This is a genomic window from Stenotrophomonas sp. WED208 (assembly GCF_040984485.1).
GTDB classification, from domain to species: Bacteria; Pseudomonadota; Gammaproteobacteria; order Xanthomonadales; family Xanthomonadaceae; genus Stenotrophomonas; species Stenotrophomonas riyadhensis.
In genome coordinates, this window is sequence record NZ_JAZARB010000001.1 from 3,138,195 (window position 1) to 3,159,609 (window position 21,415).

The following is a 21,415-nucleotide window of genomic DNA, read 5'->3' on the forward strand; positions in this document are numbered from 1 at the left end:
TGTCGACCTTGGTCGACACGGCCCCTGCTGCCGATCAACCGCGCTGGCGCACGGCCTCGAACAGGCTGACGCCGGCGGCGACGGAGACGTTCAGGCTCTCGATCTCGCCCGGCATCGGGATCTTGACCAGGCCATCGCAGTTCTCGCGGGTCAGGCGGCGCAGGCCATCGGCTTCGCCGCCCAGCACCAGCGCGATGTTGCCCTTCAGGTCCAGCTGGTACAGCGAGGCGGTGGCTTCGCCGGCCAGGCCGTAGATCCACACGCCCTGCTTCTGCAGGTCCTTCAGGCAGCGCGACAGGTTGGTCACCGCCACCACCGGGATGAGGTCGGCGGCACCGGCCGAGGTCTTGCGCACGGTGGCATTGACCGTGGCCGACTTGTCCTTGGGGATGATCACGGCAGTCGCGCCGGCGGCAGCTGCCGAGCGCAGGCAGGCACCGAGATTGTGCGGGTCCTGCACCTCATCCAGCACCAGCAGCAGGGCCTTGCCCTCGGCCGCGGTGACCAGGCCTTCCAGCTCGTTCTCGCTGTAGGTGCGGGCGGCGGCATAGCGCGCGGCCACGCCCTGGTGGCGTACCGAACCGCCGACACCGTCCAGCGCCTGGCTGTTCACCTTGCGCACGTCGATGCCCTTGCGGCGGGCGTTTTCCTCGATCTCGGTCAGGCGCGGGTTCTTCGCACCGGCCTCGACCAGCACTTCGCGGACGTTCTCGGCGTCGTTCTCGATGGAGGAAGCGACGGCGTTGACGCCGACAATCCACTGGCTGTTCTTGCTCATGCGGGCGGGGACCGGAAAGGGGGTGGCTATGGTAGAGCATCGGCGGGCCGGGCGCTGCGGCCGGCCCTCTGGGGAGCCGGGCCTGCGATCGGCTGCCCTTGGTTCAGGCAGCGGCAACCCGCCAGCCGAGCGTAGGCTCGGCGCTACAGGTGTGTTATCGGCTGCGCGGCGGCCAGTGCGGGGTGTCGTGGTCCGGGTGCTGGTGGGACACGATGGTGGCCAGGAACTCCAGCGCCGCGACGTCTTCCTCGGTATGTCGCGCCGGCAGGCTGGACAAACTGTCGACGAACGGCAACTTGCGCTCCACCCCGTACTGGATGGTCGGTGGCAGGCGTTCCGGCTCGTCGAAGGCACCGGCGGCCACGGCCACGCCATCCGGGGCTTCGTAGGTCAGGGGTGTGCCGCAGTCGGCGCAGAAGCCACGCCGCACCACGTTGGACGACTGGAAATAGCGCGGCTGGCCGCGGGTCCAGCTGAACTGCACGCCGCGCACGGATACCAGCGGCGCGTAATAGGCACCGAAGGCCTTCTGGCACATCCGGCAATGGCAGATCGAGCTATCGGTCAGCTCGCCTCGCGCCTGGAAGCGGATCGCGCCGCACTGGCAGCCGCCGCTGTATTCGGGTTGGCCCTGCATCTGCGGTCCTCCGTAACGTCGTGCCAACCAAGGTTGACACCTACCGGGTGAGGTGGGTGCCGACCGTTGGTCGGCACACCTTTCAGTACTGCTTTTTCGCGCGCTTGGCCGGCTTGCCACGCTCGGGCAGCGGCGGCAGGCCATCGCCCTCATCCTCACCCTTGTGCTCGACCAGGCGGAAGTCGATCTTGCGTTCTTCCATGCTGGCCTTCAGCACCAGGATGCGCACGCGGTCGCCCAGCCGGTAGCTGCTGCCGCGGCGTTCGCCGGTCAGCGTCTTGCGGGTGGCATCGAACTTGTAATAGTCCTGCGGCAGCTGGGTCACATGGACCAGGCCCTGCACCTTCGACTCGTCCAGTTCCACGAACAGGCCGAAGCTGGTCACGCCGCTGATCACGCCATCGAACTGGCCGCCCACGTGCTTTTCCATCCACGCCGCGCGGTAGCGCTCGTCGACTTCGCGCTCGGCCTCGTCGGCACGACGCTCACGCTCGGAACACTGCAGCGCCAGGGCTGCCATTTCGCGCGCGTTGTAGGTGAACTTGTCCAGCGGCTTGCCGGACAGCGCGTGCTTGATCGCGCGGTGCACCAGCAGGTCAGGGTAGCGACGGATCGGCGAGGTGAAGTGCGCGTACGCCTCCAGCGCCAGGCCGAAGTGACCGTGGTTTTCCGGGCTGTAGATCGCCAGGCTCTGGCTGCGCAGCAGCACCGATTCCAGCAGCGTGGCATCGGGGCGGTCGCGGATCTTCTTCAGCAGCTTGGTGTAATCGCCCGGGCGTACCTTGGACCACGGCGGCAGGCTCAGCTTGAACTCCTTGAGGAATTCCAGCAGGTCGGCGTACTTGGTTTCCGGCGGCTTCTCGTGGATGCGGTACGGCGCCGGCACATGGCGCGACAGCAGGTACCTGGCCGCCTCGACGTTGGCCGCGATCATGCATTCCTCGATCAGCTTGTGTGCGTCGTTGCGCACCAGCATGCCGGCCTGGGTGACTTCACCGCGGTTGTCCAGCACGAAACGTACTTCACTGCTTTCGAACTCGATGGCACCGCGCTTGGCGCGTGCCTTGGACAGCACCTTGTACAGCTGGTGCAGGCGCTGCACCTGCGGCAGCAGGTCGCCCATCCAGGCCTTGGTATCGGCATCGTCCTCGCCCACCGCCTTCCACACCTGGGTGTAGGTCAGGCGCGCGTGCGAGTTCATCACCGCTTCGTAGAAGCGCGAATGCGTGACCAGGCCGTCGCGGTCGATCTGCATGTCGCAGACAAAGCACATGCGGTCGACTTTCGGCATCAGCGAGCAGATGCCGTTGGACAGTGTCTCCGGCAGCATCGGCACCACGAAGCCCGGGAAGTACACCGAGGTGGCGCGCTTCTGCGCCTCTTCGTCCAGCGGCGTACCGGGGCGCACGTAGTTCGAGACATCGGCGATCGCCACCACCAGGCGGAAACCCTCGGCATTCGGCTCGCAGTACACCGCGTCGTCGAAGTCCTTGGCATCTTCACCGTCGATGGTGACCAGCGGCGTGCTGCGCAGGTCGACGCGGTCGCCAATCATCGCCGGCTCGACCACCAGCGGCACCGAAGCCGCTTCGTCCAGCACCTCCTGCGGGAACTCGAACGGCAGCTCGTGGCCGTGGATGGCGGTCTCCACCACCAGCGACGCGGTCAGCTTGTCGCCGAGCACGGCGATGATGCGGCCGATCGGCGGACGGCGGCTGTCCGGCGCCTGGGTCAGTTCGCAGACCACCAGCTGGCCGTCGCGTGCACCACCGGTCTGGTCCGGCGGTACCTGCACGTTGCGCTGCACGCGCTTGTCGTCGGGCACCACATAGTTGATGCCCATCTCGATGCTGAAGCGGCCGATCAGGCGGGTCATGCCGCGTTCGAGCACGCGGGCGATGCTGCCTTCGCGACGGCCACGGTGATCGATGCCGGTCACGCGGGCCAGCACCTTGTCGCCGTGCATGACCTTGCGCATCTCATATGGCGGCAGGAACAGGTCCTCACCACCCTCGACCGGACGCAGGAAACCGAACCCTTCCGGGTTGGCGATCACCACGCCGGTGACCAGGTTCAGGGTCTGGATCGGGGCGAAACCGCCGCGACGGTTCTGCACCAGCTGGCCGTCACGGACCATGGCACCGAGCCGGCGCGACAGCGCCTCGGCCCGGTCCGGCGCGGTCAGGCCCAGGCGCGCGCCGAGTTCTTCAGCGGTCTGAGGCCCTTCGCATCGCTCCAGCAGGGCCAGGATGGCCTCGCGGCTGGCGATGGGCTGTTCGTATTTTTCGGCTTCGCGGGCGGCATAGGGATCGTCGATCACCTTGCCGGTCGGCGGCAGCTTGCGGCCCGGGGCCGGGCCCGGGGCGGCGGCATCGGCGCTGCGGGCCTTGCGGCCACGCGGCGGTGCACCGCCTTCGTTCAATTCGGGGAACCAGCCCGGCAACGGCTTGCCCGGCTTGGTGGTGCGGGCCGTGCCCGCCTTGGCGCCCTTCTTCGGGGCCTGGCTGCGGGAGGTGCTCCCGCCCTTGCTTGGTTTTTTGGTAGTCATCGCCCTACATGGTAGCCGCTGACGGTGTGCATGACGGGTCAGCGGCAGTCTTGAAGGCCTTGCATGAAAAATATTCAGGAAGTCGTTGACAGCCTGCGGATTCATCTTCACAATTGCGCCTCTGGAACGCCCAGGTGGCGGAATTGGTAGACGCACTAGTTTCAGGTACTAGCGGGTAAAACCGTGGAGGTTCGAGTCCTCTCCTGGGCACCAACGAAAAAACTCCTCGCTTCGGCGGGGATTTTTTTTGCCTGCAATTCGGCGCGGGGCGGATCCCTTCCCACAGGAAAAGGCTCTGACACCAACGCGAGCCCCATGGGGTCAGAACCCGTTTCGCAGGCGAAACGGGATTCGACCCCGGATCTGCAAGAAGTGTTGACACCCCCGTAACAACACCCCATAATCTCGCTCCTCGACGCCCAGGTGGCGGAATTGGTAGACGCACTAGTTTCAGGTACTAGCGGGTAAAACCGTGGAGGTTCGAGTCCTCTCCTGGGCACCACGTCGAGAATGAGAAAAACCCGCGAAAGCGGGTTTTTTCATGCCCGGAATCCGGCATCAGAACAGCGGTCGCAGCACCAGCTCCAACCCGAGCAGCAGCAGGAATCCCAGGAAGCAGACCCGGAACACCCGCGCACTGATGCGCTGCCGGATCACCTGGCCCAGCCACATGCCCAGCAGCGCCGGCAGCACCGCGAGCGCACTCAGCCCCAACTGCTGGATGCCGAATGCGCCGTGCAGCACCAGGCCAGTGGTCAGCGATATCGTCGACACAGTGAACGCCAGTCCCAGCGCCTGCACCAGCTCCTCGCGCTGCAACCCCAGCGACTGCAGGTACGGCACCGCCGGCATCACGAACACGCCGGTGGCCCCGGTCACCACGCCCGACAGCGCACCCACCAGCGGCCCCAGCCAACGCTCGCGACGCTGCGGCACGCGGAACACCGGCGCGAGCAGCGCATACGCCGCGTAGACCACCAGCGCCACGCCCAAAGCCACGCGCGACCAGGTGCGATCGACCCGCACCAGCAGCGCTGCCGAGCCCAGCGTCACCACTACCACTGCCAGCATCATCGGCCACAGGCGCCGCACGATATGGCCCAGTGAGGGGCCGGACAACAACTGCCATGCATTGGTGACGAAGGTCGGGATGAACAGCATCGACGCCGCCGCCACCGGCGACAGCGTGCTGCCCAGCAGGCCCATCGCCACCGTCGGCAACCCCATGCCGGTCACGCCCTTGACCACGCCGGCCAGCACGAACACCACCACCAGCAGCACGTAGAAGTACATCGATTCATTCATGCCTTCATTGGATCGAGCTACCGCTCGGCGCACAATGCGGTCTTCCCGGCCTCGCCTTCGGCTGATCCGAAGGCACAGGCGTTGCGATGAGGGCATCACATGCGGATGGATATCGCCGACCTGCGCCTGTTCCTGGCGATTGCCGAGGCGGGCAGCATCACGGCCGGTGCAGCACAGGCAAACCTGGCACTGGCTTCAGCCAGCGAACGCCTGCGCACGATCGAAGCCGATGCCGGCACTGCGCTGCTCAACCGTCATCCGCGCGGCGTCAGCCTGACCGAAGCCGGTGCCGCCCTCGCCCACCATGCACGCTTGATCCTGCAGCAGCAGGCACAGCTGCGCGGTGAACTACAGGCGTTCGCGCAGGGTGCGCGCGGCACCCTGCATCTGTATGCCAACACCGCAGCGCTGACCAACTACCTGCCCTCGCGGCTCGCGCCATGGCTGGCCGAACGCCCGCGCCTGCACGTGGAACTGCTGGAGCGCACCAGCCCTGAAGTCGTGCGTGCGATCAGTGCTGGCCAGGCCGAGGCCGGCATCATCAGCGACGCCGTCGACGCTGCCGGTCTGCAGCAGCATGGGGTCGCCGAAGATCCGCTGGTGATGCTGTTGCCCGCAGACCACCGCTTCGCATCGCGGCGCAGCGTGGCCTTCACCGATGTTGCCGGCGAGACCTTCGTTGCCCTGGCCGATGGCAATGCACTGCAGACCTACATCGAAGACCAGGCGCGCGACATCGGGCACCGCCTGGACGTGCGCATCCGCATGAAGACCTTCGAAGGTGTGTGCATCATGGTCGGCCACGGCATTGGTGTCGGCATCGTGCCGCGGACCATCGCCCGCCAGCATCGGCGCGGTACGCACACCGTCGCCGTACCGCTCGCCGATGCGTGGGCACAGCGTCGCCTGTGCGCCTGTTTTGCCGAATGGGCGCAGTTGTCATCGGCAATGCGTAGCCTGCTGCTTCACCTGGGCGTGCAGCCGCAGAAAAAGGTGTGAAATGTTGTTGACACATCCTCTGCCGTACCGCACAATTCATCTCCTGAGTCGCCCAGGTGGCGGAATTGGTAGACGCACTAGTTTCAGGTACTAGCGGGTAAAACCGTGGAGGTTCGAGTCCTCTCCTGGGCACCACGACTCAAGATGATCAAACCCGCGAAAGCGGGTTTTTTCGTTTCCGGGGTTTGCAGCGTCAACGCGATGGCGACGCCCATCCACACATGGATGCACTCCGTCGACGCCTGAGCACACAAACAAAAACCCCGCCTTGCGGCGGGGTCAAAATACAGCACGTGTTTCCAGGGAGTTTTAGTGTCCGCCACCGGCGGCCGCACCCGCGCCCGCGCCGAACGGCGGCTTGGCCAGCCACAGGAACGCGATGATCGCCAGGAAGATCCAGCCCAGCAGGAAGAAGATGTCGTTGAAGCCCATCTGCGATGCCTGGTGGTTGATCATGTTGTTCAGTACCGCTGCGCCGTGCTGCAGGTCGCCCTGCCCCATCGCCGTGACCTGGTCCTGCATGCCCGGCTGATAGGCCGAGATATGCTCGGTCAGGTCGGCATGGTGCACCTGGGTGCGCCGCGCCCACAGCCACGTCGTCAGCGACGCTGCGAAACTGCCGCCCAGCGTACGCAGGAACGTGGCCAGGCCGGAGCCCGCCGCGATCTCGCGCCCATCCAGGTCCGACAGCAGGATCTGCAGCACCGGCATGAAGAACAGCGCGACGCCGATGCCCATGATCAGCTGTACGCCGGCCACGTGCATGTAGTCCACCTGCAGGTTGAAGTTCGAACGCAGGAAGCTGGTCATCGACAACACGATGAACGCGACCGTGGCCAGCATGCGCATGTCGAAGCGCGAGGCATACTTGCCCACGAACGGGGTCATGATCACCGGCAGGATGCCGATCGGCGCCGTCGCCAGGCCCGCCCAGATCGCGGTATAGCCCATGTCACGCTGCAACCACTGCGGAATCAGCAGGGCCACACTGAAGAACGCCGCATAGGCCACCACCATCGCCAGCGTGCCGGCGCGGAAGTTGCGATGACGGAACAGCTTCAGGTCGACGATCGGATCCTTGTCGGTCAGTTCCCAGATCAGGAACACCGTCAGCGTCACCACCGCCACGCAGGCCAGCACCACGATCTTCATCGACGAGAACCAGTCCTCGTCGTTGCCCAGATCGAGCACCAGCTGCAGCGCACCGACGCCGATCACCAGGGTGATCAGGCCGACGTAGTCCATCTTCGGCTTCTCGATCTGCTCCGGGCGCCCCTTCAGCTGGTTGCCCACCACCAGCGCGGCGAAGATGCCCAGTGGCACGTTGATCAGGAAGATCCATTCCCAGCTGTAGTTGTCGGTGATCCAGCCACCGAGGATCGGACCGCAGATGGGCGCTACCACCGTGATCATCGCCAGCAGCGCCAAGGCCTGTCCGCGTTTCTCGCGCGGATAGATCGAAACCAGCAGCGACTGCGTGATCGGGTACATCGGGCCGGCCACGAAACCCTGCAGCGCACGCGACAGGACCAGCATGCCCATGCTCTGCGCCAGGCCGCACAGCAGCGAGGTGATGACGAAGGCCAGCGTGGCCCAGACGAACAGCTTGCGTTCGCCGAAGCGGCGGCTGAGCCAGCCGGTCAGCGGCAGCGCGATGGCCGTGCTGACCGCGAACGAGGTGATGACCCAGGTCGCCTGCTGCGAACTGGCGCCGAGGTTACCGGCGATGGTCGGCAGCGAGACGTTGGCGATGGTGGTGTCGAGCACCTGCATGAACGACGCCATCGCCAGGCCCACGGTGCACAGGGCGACGCTGGGCGGCAGGAACCCGGAGGCCGCACCCGGCGCCGCCGGGGCGCCCGGAGCACCGGGCGCGGCTGGAGCTTGTGCGGACATGGCGACCTCAGCCCACCTTCGCCTGCTGCGGCAGGTTGCCCTGGATGATCGTGTGGATCACCTCATCGGCATCATGCAGCTGCTTGGCATACACGTCGGTGTCGAACACCGTGCCCTTGGCCGGGGTGCTCGGCAGCACTTCACCCTTCTGGTCGCGCAGGCTCACTTCCGCCTTCATCGACAGGCCGATGCGCAGCGGGTGTTCGGCCAGCTGCTTGGCATCGATGGCGATGCGCACCGGCACGCGCTGCACGATCTTGATCCAGTTGCCGCTGGCGTTCTGCGCCGGCAGCAGCGAGAACGCCGAGCCGGTGCCCAGGCCCAGGCTCTGGATGCGGCCCTTGTACTTCACGTCACCGGCGTACAGGTCCGACTTCAGCTCCACTTCCTGGCCCAGGCGCATGTGGCGCAGCTGGGTTTCCTTGAAGTTGGCCTCGACCCACATCTGCTCGGTCGGCACCACGGCCATCAGGGCATTGCCCGGCTGCACGCGCTGGCCCACCTGCACCGAACGACGGGCGACGTAGCCGGTGACCGGCGCGACGATGCCGGCGCGGGCGTTGTTGAGGAAGGCCTGGCGCAGCTGCGCAGCAGCGGCCTGCACGTCCGGCTGGGTGGCGATCACGGTGTCGTCGACCAGTGCGCGGTTGCGCTCGACGGTCTCGCGCGAACCGGCCACGGCCGCTTCGGCGGCGGCCAGCTCATCGCGGGCATGGGCCAGTTCTTCGTTGGAGATGGCGCCGGTGGCGGCCAGGTCCTTGCGGCGGGCGAAGTCGTCGCGCACGCGCTTCAGGGTCACCTGGCGGGCGTTCAAGTCCGCCTGCGCGCCTTCCACGCTGCGGTACAGGCCACGGGTCTGGCGCACGGTCTTGGCCAGGTTGGCTTCGGCCTGCTGCAGCGCCACCGACGTGTCGGACGGGTCCAGCTGCACCAGCAGCTGGCCGCGCTCCACGCGCATGCCGTCATCGGCGTTGATGGCGACCACGGTACCGGCCACCAGCGGGGTGATCTGCACCTGGTTGCCCTGCACGTAGGCATCGTCGGTCTCTTCGAACCAACGGCCGAACATGAAGTACCACAGCGCCAGTGCGGCAAGCAGCAGCACGACGATCACGAACAGGCCGCGCAGCAGGTTGCCGCGGCGGTTGGGGGCGGCCGGGGCCGCGGTGTCTTGGGTCTGGCTCATGGCGGGCGTCTTCAGGAATGCGAGGAATCGGAATGGGAGGCAATCGGTGCGCGGTCGGCGTCAGCGGGCTGGAAACCACCGCCCAGTGCCTTGCTCAGGCGCACCGAGGTCTGCACCTGCTGCGACTGCAGGCCGGCCAGCTGCTGCTGCGATTGCAGCAGGGTGGACTGCGCGGTCAGCACGTCCAGGTAGCTGCCGATGCCGGCGCGGTAGCGCTGCTGGGCCAGGTCGAAGGCCGAACGTGCGGTGTCCACTGCCTGCTGCTGCGCATGCGCCTGCTGTGCCAGCGAGCGCACCGCGTTGACCTGGTCGGCGACATCGCGCAGCGCGTCGAGCACGGCCTGGTTGTAATTGGCCACGGCCAGGTCGTACTGCGCGTCGGTGTTGGCCAGGTTGGCGCGCAGCTTGCCGCCTTCGAAGATCGGCAGGCTCAGCGCCGGGCCGATGTAGGCGAAGGTGGAGCTGCTCTTCAGCAGGTCACCCACGTTCGGGGCGACCACGCCGGCCAGCGCGGTCAGGTTGAAGCTCGGGTAGAACTTGGTCTTCGCAACCTTGATCTGCTTGTCGGCCGCTTCAACGCGCCAGCGTGCGGCAACGATGTCGGGGCGACGGCCCAGCAGTTCGCTGGGCAGCACGCCCGGCAGCTGCAATGCCATCGGGTTCAACGGCTGCGGGCGCTGGATCGACAGGCCACGGTCCGGACCCTTGCCGACCAGGGCGGCCAGCGCGGTGCGGGCGGCATCGATGCGCTGCTGTGCGGCCAGCACCTGCTGCTGCGCGGCCGGCACGCGGGCCTCGGCCTGGCGCACCTGCAGATCGCTGTCGATGCCGGCGCCGCGGCGCTGGCGGGTCAGCTGCAGCGACTTCTGCGAGCGGGTCAGTTCTTCCTCGGCCACGTCATTGAGCTGCCACGCGTAAGCCAGATCGGCATAGGCCTGGGTAATGCCGGTAGACAGGTTCAGGCGTGCGGCCTGGGCTTCGACGGTGGCGGCATGCGCGCCATCCACGGCGGCTTCCCAAGCGGCGCGCTTGCCGCCCCACAGGTCCACGCCGTAGCTGAAGTCGAAGGCGACCTGGCTGCTGCCGCCATAGCGGCCACCCATCTCGCTGCCGACCATCGACTCGGGCAGGCGCAGGCCGGTATAGCCACCGGACACCGACAGGCTGGGCAGCTCATCGGCCCGTGCGGTGCCGACCTGGGCCTGGGCCTGGCGCAGGCGCGCATCGGCGGCATCCAGGCTCGGGTGGCCCGCCAGGCCCTCGGCGACCAGCGCGTCCAGCTGCGCATCGCCCAGCGCCTTCCACCAGTCCTGCGCCGGGAAGCCGGCGGCGCTCAGGTCGGTGTCGGCCAGGGTGCGTTCGCTGTGCAGGCTGTCCACGTCAAGCACGTGGCCCTGCGGATTGAGGCCACGACTGCTGGCGCAGGCGGCCAGGGCCAGGGCCAGCGCTGATACCAGCAGCGCGCGCCCGGACCGGCGAAGAGTGGAATGCGGGATCGGGTTCATGGGGTCGTCAGTGAATCGCGGATTCGGGTAAGGAGGGACAGCAGCAGCGTGCGCTCATCGGCGGAAAGATCGCGTAGCGCGTAATCCATCACCGCGTCGCCGCGCAGCTTCAACCGCGCCCACAGCGCGCGGCCTTCATCGGTCAGCACGATCTGCAGTGCGCGCCGGTCCTGCGCATGCGGTTCGCGGCGGACGCAGCCCAGGGCTTCCAGCTTGTCCAGCAGGCGGGTTACCGCGCTGGGCACCTGGTCGATGGCCTGGGCCAGCTCGTTGGCAGTACACGGGGCCATGTTGGAAAGCACCTTCAGCCCGATGTAGTGAGTGAAGCCGATACCCAGATCTTCTTCAGCCATGGACGCATCGAGTTGGCGGACCAGGCCGTCGCGCACCTGGCGCAGCAGCAGGCCGAAGCTGGGGGGAGTGGTTGCAGGACAGATCATGGGGGAGCATTCTCTTCCAAAAAAAATATTTCTCAATGGAAATATTCGATCTGGCATCGAATGCTGTGTTGCAGCAGCGGGCTGGATCAATGAAGGCGCCTACCTTAATGATCTGGTCAGGTGGCCCGGTAGTACAATCCAGCCAATGGATGACACATTTCAGCCAGTGGACATGATGAACAAGGCAGAAATTCAGGTTCCCAAGCGCCTGCTCAGGGATGACGCACTGGACTGGTTCGAGCGCAATGACGGCCCGCCGGTCATCGCCTTCCGCTTCGACAGCCAGCAGGGGCTGGCCCGTGAGGTGGACTGGCACCACCATCAGCGTGCCCAGCTGATCTGCGTCGAACGCGGCCTGTTGACCACCCGCACCTCGCACGGCACCTGGTCGCTGGCGCCGGGCTCGGCCGGCTGGATGCCGCCACTGGAGCCGCATACGGTCACCCTCGACGGCCCGCTGCGCGGCTGGGGCATGGCGCTGGCCGCACCGGCCTGCGCCACCCTGCCCGCCGACCCCTGCGTACTGGGCCTGTCCAAGCTGGCGCAGGCGCTGGCCGACCGCATCTGCGAGTGGCCGCTCGGCTATGACACCACGCCCGAGCGGCAGCACATCATTGACGTACTGCTGGATGAGATCCGCGCCGCGCCGCGCCAGCGCATGCATCTACCGATGCCGCACGACCGGCGCCTGCTGAAGATCGCCTCGCAGCTGCTGGCCGACCCCTCCGACGAACGCAGCCTGGCCGAATGGGCGCATTGGGCCGGCCTCTCGCCGCGCAGCCTGACCCGTCACTTCCGCGACGAGACCACCCTCAGCTTCGCCCAGTGGCGACAGCAGGCCCGCCTGTCCGAGGCCCTGCGCCAGCTGACCGACGGCCGCAGCGTGGCCGACATCGCCCACGCGCTGGGCTTCAGCAGCGCCAGCGCCTTCGTCACCGTGTTCCGCCGCCACTTCGGGCTGCCACCGGGGCGCTACCTGGCACGGGCCGGACACGGCCTGGAAACCGGGCTGGACCCTGCACGTGGCTTGGCATCCCCCGCCGCATCCGGATAATCACAGGATTGCGAGCGGCGACCGCCGTCGCCGCCTCCCGACAACAGGTAACAACGCCGCATGACCGAACTTGCCCGCCCCGTGTTCCACGGATTCGAACAACTGCCGCTGCGCGAGTACGCCGAACGCGCCTACCTCGACTACTCGATGTACGTGGTCCTGGACCGCGCCCTGCCGTTCATCGGCGACGGCCTGAAGCCGGTGCAGCGCCGCATCATCTATTCGATGAGCGAGCTGGGCCTGAATGCCGCGTCCAAGCCGAAGAAGTCCGCGCGCACCGTCGGTGACGTCATCGGTAAGTACCACCCGCACGGCGACAGCGCGTGCTACGAGGCGCTGGTGCTGATGGCGCAGCCGTTCTCGTACCGTTACCCGCTGATCGAGGGCCAGGGCAACTTCGGCTCCAGCGACGACCCGAAGTCGTTCGCGGCGATGCGTTACACCGAATCCAAGCTGACCCCGATCGCCGAGGTGCTGCTGGGCGAACTGGGCCAGGGCACCACCGACTGGGCACCGAACTTCGACGGCACCCTGCAGGAGCCGACCTGGATGCCGGCACGCCTGCCGCACCTGCTGCTCAACGGCACCACCGGCATCGCCGTGGGCATGGCCACCGACGTGCCGCCGCACAATCTCAACGAGATTGTCAGCGCGCTGCTGCACCTGCTGGACAACCCCGAGGCCAGCGTGCGCGATCTGTGCGAGCACGTGCAGGGCCCGGACTATCCGTCCAGCGCCGAGATCATCACCGCAGCCAACGACCTGCGCACGATGTACGAGACCGGCAACGGCAGCGTGCGTGCGCGTGCGACCTTCACCAAGGAAGCCAACAACATCGTGGTCACCGCGCTGCCGTTCCAGGTGTCGCCGTCGAAGGTGATCGAGCAGATCGCCGCGCAGATGCGCGCCAAGAAGCTGCCCTGGCTGGAAGACATCCGCGATGAATCCGACCACGCCAACCCGGTGCGCGTGGTGCTGGTGCCGCGCTCCAACCGCGTCGACGCCGAGCAGCTGATGGGCCACCTGTTCGCGACCACGGACATGGAACGCAGCTACCGCGTCAACCTCAACGTGATCGGGCTGGACGGGCGTCCGCAGGTGAAGAACCTGAAGATGCTGCTCAGCGAATGGCTGACCTTCCGCAGCAACACCGTCACCCGCCGCCTGCAGCACCGCCTGCAGAAGGTCGAGCGCCGCCTGCACCTGTTGGAAGGCCTGCTGGTCGCGTTCCTCAACCTGGACGAGGTGATCCACATCATCCGTACCGAGGACGAACCGAAGGCGGCGCTGATCGCGCGCTTCGGCCTGTCCGACGACCAGGCCGAGTACATCCTGGAAACCAAGCTGAAGCAGCTGGCCCGCCTGGAGGAGATGAAGATCCGTGGCGAGCAGGACGAGCTGGCCAAGGAGCGCGAGAAGATCCTCGGCATCCTCGACAGCAAGGCCAAGCTGAAGAAGCTGATCCGCGACGAACTGACCGCCGATGCCAAGAAGTTCGGCGATGCACGCCGTTCGCCGCTGGTGCAGCGCCAGGCCGCGCAGGCCATCGACGAGACCGAGCTGGTGCCGAGCGAGCCGATGACCGTCGTGCTGTCGGAGAAGGGCTGGATCCGCGCCGCCAAGGGCCACGACGTCGATGCGTCCGCCCTGTCCTACCGTGATGGTGACGCCCTGCAGGGCGCAGTGCGTGCGCGCAGCACGCAGCAGGTCGCGTTCCTCGACAGCGAGGGCCGCGCCTACTCGACGCCGGTGCATACCCTGCCTTCGGCGCGCGGCAATGGTGAACCGTTGACCGGCCGCTTCTCGCCGGCAGCGGGCACCAGCTTCGTCACCCTGGCCAGTGCCGAGCCGGATGCCCGCTTCGTGCTGGCCTCCACCCACGGCTACGGCTTCGTCACCCGCTTCGAGAACCTGATCGGCCGCAACAAGGCCGGCAAGGCGATGCTGAACCTGTCGGCGGGTTCGTCGGTGCTGACCCCGTCGGTGGTCGCCAACGTCGCCACCGACCGCATCGTGGCAGTGACCAGCTCCGGCAACCTGCTGGCGATTGCCGCCAACGACCTGCCGGAACTGGACAAGGGCAAGGGCAACAAGATCATCGAGATCCCGAAGGCCAAGCTCGCCACCGAACGCGTGGTGGCCATCGTGGCGATCAGCCCGGGGCAGACCCTGCAGGTCCGCGCCGGCCAGCGCACCATGGGCCTGAAGTTCAACGAGCTCGACGCCTACCTCGGCGCCCGCGCCACCCGCGGCCACCTGCTGCCGCGCGGCTGGCAGAAGGTGGAAGGGTTGTCGGTGGAGTGAGGGGTGCGGGGTCGGATCCCTTTCCATGGGAAAGGGCTCTGACCCATTCATGGCGAGGGGTCAGAGCCGTTTTCGTCGAAAACGGATCCGACCCCGGACACGAAAAAGCCGGGGCATTCCCCGGCTTTTTCGTTGTCGGCTGGCGGGCGGTGGAGCGGCTGGCGGGCGAAGGCTGGCTGGCGATGCTCCGGTGCTGGCGGGCGACAGAACGCTGTGCTTCTTCTGGTAGAGCCGACCGCTGGTCGGCTGCTTTTTGCAGAGCAGCCGACCAGCGGTCGGCTCTACCGGGTGGTCACCGGGCATGGCCCGGCGCCACCTGCGGCTCATTGCGCCGGAGCGCCGTTGCCGTCGATCTTGCTCAGCTGGTACAGCTCCAGGCCGATGCGCTTGATCAGGCCCAGCTGCTGCTCCAGCCACCAGGCGTGGTCTTCTTCGGTGTCCTTCAGCTGCGCCAGCAGGATGTCGCGGCTCACGTAGTCACCCTTCTCTTCGCACAGCTTCATGCCGGCGGCGAGATTGTTCCGAACCGCGTATTCAGTATCGAGATCCTTCTGCAGCATCTCCTCCACGGTCTTGCCCGGCTCGGTGGCATGCGGGCGCATGTCCGGGTCGCCGCCGAGGAACAGGATCCGGCGCAGCAGCGCATCGGCGTGCTGGGTTTCCTCTTCCATCTCGTGGTTCAGGCGTTCGTACAGCGCGAACAGGCCCTGGTCCTCGTAGCGGCGGGAATGGATGAAGTACTGGTCGCGGGCAGCAAGCTCGCCGCGCAGCAGTTCCTTCAGGCAGGCGATGACGTCCGGGTTGCCTTTCATGGGGGGCTCCTGTGAATCGATGTGACATAGGGTGCCGCATTTCAAAATACGGTGATCTAATCGGAATCAGTCGCAGTTGCGCCTGCGGCTACAATCAGCCCACGAGTTCGGAAAGGACGTGCGATGCGACGTACATGGCGTTGGGTGCTGGGCGTGTTGATCGCCATCGCGCTGGTCACCGTCCTGGTGCTATGGCTGCTGCTGCGCGGCAGCCTGGCCGACCTGGACGGCGAGCATGCGCTGCCGGGGCTGGCCAAGCCAGTCACCATCGAGCGCGATGCCCTAGGCGTGGTCACCATTACCGCCGGCAGCCAGGCCGACGCGATGCGTGCGCTCGGCCGCGTACACGCGCAGGAACGTTATTTCGAGATGGACCTGATGCGCCGCAGTGCCGCCGGCGAGCTGTCGGCGCTGTTCGGGCCGAAGGCCATCGATGCTGACAAGCGCATGCGCGTGCATCGCCTGCGCGCACGCACCGAGGCGAATCTGCAGGCCGCACTGGGCGACAACGGCGAAGCGGTGCGCGCCTACGTGGATGGCGTCAACGAGGGCCTGGCCGATCTCGCCGTGCGCCCGTGGGCCTACCTGCTGCTGCGGCAATCGCCACAACCGTGGCAGGCCAGCGACAGCGTGCTGGCTGGGCTGGCCATGTACGCCGACCTGCAGGACCCGAACAACCAGACCGAGCTTGCACTGAGCCGCATCCGCGCAGTGGTGCCGCCGGCGCTGTACGCGCTGATCGCCCACGACGGCACCGAATGGGATGCACCGCTGTTCGGCGAACCCACCGGCAACGCCGCCCTGCCCGATGCCAGCCAGCTCGATCTGCGCACTTTGAAGGGGAAAACGGGCACTGAGCAGGAAGAGGCCGACGTCATCGGCAGCAACAACTTCGCGGTGGCCGGTGCACTTACCGCCGACGGCCGCGCGATCGTCGCCGACGACATGCACCTGGGCCTGCGTGCACCCGGCCTGTGGTTCCGCGTGCGCCTGCGCTACCCCGACCCGCAGGCCGCCGGCGGCCAGGTCGATGTCACCGGCTTCTCGCTGCCCGGCCTGCCGGCAGTGATCGTCGGCAGCAACGGCCACGTCGCCTGGGGCTTCACCAACAGCTACATCGACACGGCGGACTACCGCACGGAACCGGCCAACGCCGCGATGACCGTGCACGAAGAACGCATCGCCGTGGCTGGCCAGGCCGACGTGCTGTTCCCGGTACGCGAAACCGCCTGGGGGCCGATCCTGCATACCCATGCCGATGGCAGTGGCGATGCGCTGCGCTGGGTCGCACACCTGCCCGGCGCCGTGCGCCTGGACTTCGCTGATCTGGCCCGCGCCGGTGACCTGGACGGTGCACTGCACTTCGCCGACCGCGCCGGCATTCCCGCGCAGAACCTGGTGGTCGGCGACCGCAGCGGCCGCATTGCCTGGCGGCTGATCGGTGCCCGCCCTGACCGCGGCCCCGGCTGTGCGCCGGCCGGCTTCACTGCCGCCAACAACCAGGACTGCGCACCGTGGCCGATCCGCAGCGATGCCTCGCCGGCACTGATCGATCCCCCCAACCATCGCCTGTGGACCGCCAACGGTCGCGTCCTCGACGGCGAGGCACTGGCCAGCGTCGGCAACGGCGGCTATGACCTTGGTGCCCGGGCGCGGCAGATCCGCGACCTGCTGGCAATCCAGGAGCGCTTCGACGAGCACGACCTGCTGGCGATCCAGCTCGATGATCGTGCGGTGTTCCTGCAGCGCTGGTGGGTGCTGTTGCACGATGTGCTGGAGCACAGCGACGACCCGGCCCTGAAGCGGCTGGAGGCGGTCAGTCACCAGTGGGGTGGGCGCGCCTCGGCCAGTTCGGTGAGCTACCGGGTGGTGCGTGAATTCCGCACCCAGGTGATGGAGACCCTGTCCGATGCGCTGCTGGCACCGGCCAACGCGCAGCTGGGCGATGACTACCTGGACCCGCGCCTGACGCAGCTGGAAGGTGTGGCCTGGCCGATGCTGCAACAGCGTCCGGCCAATCTGCTGCCAGCCGCCTTCGACAGCTGGGATGCGCTGCTGATCGACGCGGCACACCGCACCGAGAGTGAGCTGGCCAAGCAGGGACCGCTGGCCAAGCGCAGCTGGGGCGAACGCAATACCGCGGCGATCTGTCATCCCATCGCGCGGGCACTGCCGGACATCGCCAAGCGCTGGCTGTGCATGCCGGCCGACCGCCTGCCCGGCGACCGCGACATGCCGCGCGTGCAGACGCCGAACTTCGGCGCCTCCGAGCGCATGGTGGTCTCGCCCGGCCACGAGGCCGACGGCATCGTGCACATGCCCGGCGGCCAGAGCGGCCATCCGCTGTCTCCCTACTGGGGCGCCGGCCACGAGGACTGGGTGCATGGGCGGCCGACACCGTTCCTGCCCGGCAAGGCGCAGCACACGATGACGCTGGTGCCGGCCCGTTGACGGACGGGGTCAGATCCCTTTTCCAGAGGAAAAGGGATCTGACCCCACCTCCACACCTGCATGGATGCCGTCCAGCACTCAGCCCCTGCGCCGCTCGATCAGGTTCAGCAGCGGCCCGGTCATCGCCGTGGTCACCAGCGCCATGATCACCAGCACCGCGAACAGGCGGTCGCCGAGCAGGCCCAGCTCGTAACCCAGGTTGAGCACGATCAGCTCCATCAGGCCACGGGTGTTCATCAGTGCGCCCAGCCGCCATGCCTCGCGCGTGGGCATGCCGGCACTGCGCGCGGCACTGAAGGTGCCCAGCAGCTTGCCCGTCGTGGCCACCGCGATCACCGCCACGCACAACACGATGTCGCTGGCCTGCAGCGCATCGGCGCGCATGCGCAGGCCAGTCATGGCGAAGAACAGTGGCAGCAGCAGGGTCACCGCGAACGGTTCGACGCGGGCCATCAGCAGGTCGCGCAACTGCGCGTTGGACGATACCGCGACGCCCGCAGCGAATGCACCGAACAGTGCGTGGATGCCCAGCATCTCGGTGACCAGCGCACTGGCCAGCGACAACAGCAGGATGCCCAGCAGCCAACGTCCCTCACGGCCCGGCGCGATCTGCTGGCGGGCAAACCACGGCTTCACCAGCCCCAGCATCAGCGCCACGAATACGACCACGCACAGCAGGTTGAGGCTGGCCGGCAACCAGCCGCTGGCCTGGGCAGCGGCCACGATCAGCGCCAGCAGGCACCAGGCGGTGGCATCGCCCAATGCCGCGCAGGCGATCGCGGTCTGCCCCAGTGGCGTCTGTGTGATGCCACGATCGGCAAGGATGCGCAGCAGCACGGGGAAGGCCGTGATGCTCATGGAGATGCCGACGAACAACGCGAATGCGGTGAAGCCCACACCCTGTGGGCCGTGCTGCGGATACAGCCAGATCGCGAGGGCCACGCCGAGAACGAACGGCACTGCAATGCCGGCATGGCTGACCGTGAAGGCGAAGCGCCGGCGGCCACGCAGCGCCGCCAGGTCCAGCTCGGCACCGGCCACCAGCAGGAACATCAGCACGCCCAGCTGGCTGAGCATGCCCAGCGGCCCCAGCGAGCTGGCCGGGAACAACGCACCATGCAGTTGCGGCAGCAGGCTGCCGAGCACCAGCGGCCCCATCATCAGGCCAGCGGCCATCTCGCCGATCACCGCCGGTTGTCCAAAGCGCTTGAGCAGCGCACCCGCGCCCTTGGCCACCAGCAGCAGCACCAGCAACTGCAGAAGGAACAGGCCCAGCGGAGACGTCAGGTGCTGAGCCCAGCCGCCTTCAGCGGCGGCGGTGGCACGGGCAACCGCCGCAGGCGCCGCCGGCCCGGCATATCGCGCCAGCAGCACGCCGGCCAGCAACGGCACCCCGGCCCAGGCCAGGTAGCGCCATCCCCACTTGATCGGCGGCGCCCGGCCCCCGGTCTGTACGTCCATGAACATTCCCCAATGTGCAGGGGGCGATGATACGGAAAAGGGGACGGAGGGGATTAAGTCGTTTGTGCCACAAACGACTTAATCCCCTCCGTCCCCTTTTTGGCGCTTAGGCCAGTGCCCGCGCGTGCACCCCGGCGATCGCGCGACCCGACGGATCTGCAGCTGCAGCGAAGCTGGCATCCCAGGCAATGGCGGCCGGCGACGAACAGGCGATCGACTTGCCGCCCGGCACTGTCTCGGCCGCTGCGCGGCTGGGGAAGAACTGCTCGAACAGGTGGCGGTAGTAGTACGCCTCCTTGGTCTGCGGCGGGTTGTGCGGGAAGCGCTTGTCGGCCGCCGCCAGTACGCGGTCGCTCACCTGGGCTTCGGCATGCGCCTTCAGCCCATCGATCCAGCCGTAGCCGACGCCATCGCTAAACTGTTCCTTCTGCCGCCACAGGATGCTGTCCGGCAGGTAGCCGTCGAACGCCTCGCGCAGCACCGCCTTCTCGATGCGGCGGCCACCAAAGCCGGCACCTACCATCTTGTGCGCGGCATCGAAGCGCATCGCCACATCGAGGAACTCACGGTCGAGGAACGGCACGCGCGGCTCCACGCCCCAGGCCATCATCGACTTGTTGGCGCGCAGGCAATCGTAGTTGTGCAGGGCGTCGAGCTTGCGCACCAGCTCATCGTGGAACTCACGCGCATCCGGTGCCTTGTGGAAGTACAGGTAGCCACCGAAGATCTCGTCGCTGCCCTCGCCGGAGAGCACCATTTTCACGCCCATCGCCTTGATCCGCCGTGCCAGCAGGAACATCGGCGTCGAGGCGCGGATGGTGGTGACGTCATAGGTTTCGATGTGGCGGATCACTTCCGGCAGCGCGTCGAGGCCTTCCTCGAAGGTGTATTCGAAGCCGTGATGCACGGTGCCAAGAGCCTCGGCAGCGATCGCCGCAGCAGCAAGATCCGGCGAACCCTTCAAGCCGATCGCGAACGAATGCAGGCGCGGCCACCAGGCTTCGGTCTGCCCGCCATCCTCGATGCGCCGACGCGCATAGCGTGCGGCAACGGCCGCCACCAGCGACGAATCCAGGCCACCGGACAGCAGCACGCCATACGGCACGTCACTCATCAGCTGTCGCTCCACCGCGTGCTCGAAGGCTTGGCGCAGTTCGGCCAGGTCGGCCTGGCGGCCCTGAACGTCGGCGTAGTCGCGCCACGGCTGCTGGTAATAACGCACCAGCTCACCACTGGCGCTGTCGAAGTAGTGACCCGGCGGGAACTGCGCGACGTCGGCACAGGTGTCGACCAGCGCCTTCATTTCCGACGCCACGCGCAGGCGTCCCTGGGCATCATGGCCCCAGTACAGCGGCACCACGCCGACCGGGTCACGCGCCACCAGCACGCGTCCGCTGTCACGGTCCCACAGCGCGAAGGCGAAGATGCCGTTGAGCTGCTCCAGCCACTGCGCCGGCGATCCGCCCTGGCGGTACAGTGCGTTGATCACCTCGCAGTCCGAGCCGGTCTGGAAGTCGTAGGTGGTGGTCAGCGCCGCCTTCAATGCCTGGTGGTTGTAGATCTCGCCGTTCACCGCCAGCGCCAGCTGGCCATCGGCCGACAGCAGCGGCTGCGAACCACCGGCAGGATCGACGATGGCCAGCCGCTCGTGGACCAGCAGCGCACCTTCGTCGAGGTACACGCCGCTCCAGTCCGGGCCACGGTGGCGCTGGCGCTGCGACAGCTCCAGCGCGTGGCGGCGCAGAGCGGGAAGATCGTCACCGGCCTGCAGGCCGAAGATTCCGAAGATCGAACACATGGGGGAGCTCCTGTTGGGGGGATTTCACGGGTGGGAAGGTGTTCGACCGGCCATCCAGGCCCGGGTGGGGCTGCGCCCGGGCACAAAAAAACCCGCATCGGCTGATGCGGGTTTTCTGGTGTCCGGGCGTGTGTTGCTGTCTATCTACCCAGGGCGCAGTCCCGCATCGGCCGCGCACGATTATTCGCGCGCAGATTATTGCGGTTGTTGTTATTGACGGCGGTGGCCAGGCGGATCGACA

The 21,415-nt window shown here is 67.1% G+C and carries 15 protein-coding genes and 3 tRNA genes; 7 read left to right on the forward strand and 11 right to left on the reverse strand.

Annotated elements, in window-relative coordinates; translation table 11 throughout:
• Positions 1-34: 34 nt before the first annotated feature.
• The 3 genes from rlmB to rnr all read right to left on the reverse strand — a co-directional run bounded on the left by rlmB (position 35) and on the right by rnr (position 3,963).
• Positions 35-778, reverse strand: a complete 744-nt coding sequence (gene rlmB / locus VPH47_RS14215) for a 23S rRNA (guanosine(2251)-2'-O)-methyltransferase RlmB (protein WP_005408775.1) — start codon at positions 776-778, stop codon at positions 35-37.
• Between the two features lie 154 nt (positions 779-932).
• On the reverse strand, positions 933-1,415 hold the full coding sequence (locus VPH47_RS14220) for a GFA family protein (protein ID WP_368851077.1): 483 nt from the start codon (positions 1,413-1,415) through the stop codon (positions 933-935).
• Positions 1,416-1,497: 82 nt separating this feature from the next.
• On the reverse strand, positions 1,498-3,963 hold the full coding sequence (gene rnr / locus VPH47_RS14225; RefSeq protein WP_368851078.1) for a ribonuclease R: 2,466 nt from the start codon (positions 3,961-3,963) through the stop codon (positions 1,498-1,500).
• A 128-nt stretch (positions 3,964-4,091) separates the two neighbouring features.
• Here rnr and VPH47_RS14230 point away from each other — a divergent pair.
• Both VPH47_RS14230 and VPH47_RS14235 read left to right on the forward strand, forming a co-directional pair.
• Positions 4,092-4,176 (forward strand) — tRNA-Leu (locus VPH47_RS14230).
• Positions 4,177-4,380: 204 nt separating this feature from the next.
• Positions 4,381-4,465: transfer RNA gene (locus VPH47_RS14235), tRNA-Leu, on the forward strand.
• Positions 4,466-4,521: 56 nt separating this feature from the next.
• Here the strand turns inward: VPH47_RS14235 and VPH47_RS14240 are convergent.
• A complete protein-coding gene (locus tag VPH47_RS14240; protein WP_368851079.1) occupies positions 4,522-5,268 on the reverse strand; it encodes a sulfite exporter TauE/SafE family protein in 747 nt (248 codons plus the stop codon).
• 99 nt (positions 5,269-5,367) lie between these two features.
• Between VPH47_RS14240 and VPH47_RS14245 the strand changes: the two genes are divergently transcribed.
• The gene (locus VPH47_RS14245) at positions 5,368-6,267 is read left to right on the forward strand and encodes a LysR family transcriptional regulator (protein ID WP_180847693.1); all 900 of its coding nucleotides are present in this window, start codon (positions 5,368-5,370) and stop codon (positions 6,265-6,267) included.
• A gap of 50 nt (positions 6,268-6,317) precedes the next feature.
• Positions 6,318-6,402: transfer RNA gene (locus VPH47_RS14250), tRNA-Leu, on the forward strand.
• Positions 6,403-6,576: 174 nt separating this feature from the next.
• Here the strand turns inward: VPH47_RS14250 and emrB are convergent.
• Genes emrB through emrR form a run of 4 tightly spaced genes read right to left on the reverse strand, consistent with a single transcriptional unit; the run spans position 6,577 to position 11,294 of the window.
• Positions 6,577-8,163 carry a multidrug efflux MFS transporter permease subunit EmrB gene (gene emrB / locus VPH47_RS14255; protein WP_014036530.1) on the reverse strand — a complete coding sequence of 529 codons (1,587 nt, stop codon included), beginning with the start codon at positions 8,161-8,163 and terminating at the stop codon, positions 6,577-6,579.
• Between the two features lie 7 nt (positions 8,164-8,170).
• Positions 8,171-9,349, reverse strand: a complete 1,179-nt coding sequence (gene emrA / locus VPH47_RS14260; protein WP_014036529.1) for a multidrug efflux MFS transporter periplasmic adaptor subunit EmrA — start codon at positions 9,347-9,349, stop codon at positions 8,171-8,173.
• An 11-nt stretch (positions 9,350-9,360) separates the two neighbouring features.
• On the reverse strand, positions 9,361-10,854 hold the full coding sequence (gene emrC / locus VPH47_RS14265) for a multidrug efflux transporter outer membrane subunit EmrC (RefSeq protein ID WP_368851080.1): 1,494 nt from the start codon (positions 10,852-10,854) through the stop codon (positions 9,361-9,363).
• Entirely contained in the window at positions 10,851-11,294 is a 444-nt protein-coding gene (gene emrR / locus VPH47_RS14270) for a multidrug efflux system transcriptional regulator EmrR (protein ID WP_005415875.1), read from the reverse strand. The genes emrC and emrR overlap by 4 nt, the downstream gene beginning before the upstream one ends.
• Before the next feature lie 172 nt (positions 11,295-11,466).
• Here emrR and VPH47_RS14275 point away from each other — a divergent pair, with 172 nt between their 5' ends.
• Positions 11,467-12,348, forward strand: a complete 882-nt coding sequence (locus tag VPH47_RS14275) for a helix-turn-helix domain-containing protein (protein WP_368851081.1) — start codon at positions 11,467-11,469, stop codon at positions 12,346-12,348.
• A gap of 60 nt (positions 12,349-12,408) precedes the next feature.
• On the forward strand, positions 12,409-14,652 hold the full coding sequence (parC, locus tag VPH47_RS14280) for a DNA topoisomerase IV subunit A (RefSeq protein ID WP_110711726.1): 2,244 nt from the start codon (positions 12,409-12,411) through the stop codon (positions 14,650-14,652).
• A 323-nt stretch (positions 14,653-14,975) separates the two neighbouring features.
• Here parC and bfr read toward each other — a convergent pair whose 3' ends face one another.
• Complete coding sequence (bfr, locus tag VPH47_RS14285; protein ID WP_368851082.1) at positions 14,976-15,464, reverse strand: bacterioferritin; 489 nt, start codon at positions 15,462-15,464, stop codon at positions 14,976-14,978.
• A 123-nt stretch (positions 15,465-15,587) separates the two neighbouring features.
• On the opposite strand from bfr, the gene VPH47_RS14290 reads away from it, so the two are divergent.
• Positions 15,588-17,915, forward strand: a complete 2,328-nt coding sequence (locus tag VPH47_RS14290) for a penicillin acylase family protein (protein ID WP_368851083.1) — start codon at positions 15,588-15,590, stop codon at positions 17,913-17,915.
• A gap of 78 nt (positions 17,916-17,993) precedes the next feature.
• Here VPH47_RS14290 and VPH47_RS14295 read toward each other — a convergent pair whose 3' ends face one another.
• On the reverse strand, positions 17,994-19,382 hold the full coding sequence (locus VPH47_RS14295) for a cation:proton antiporter (RefSeq protein ID WP_368851085.1): 1,389 nt from the start codon (positions 19,380-19,382) through the stop codon (positions 17,994-17,996).
• Between the two features lie 100 nt (positions 19,383-19,482).
• Complete coding sequence (asnB, locus tag VPH47_RS14300; RefSeq protein ID WP_368851086.1) at positions 19,483-21,174, reverse strand: asparagine synthase B; 1,692 nt, start codon at positions 21,172-21,174, stop codon at positions 19,483-19,485.
• Positions 21,175-21,415 lie beyond the last annotated feature (241 nt).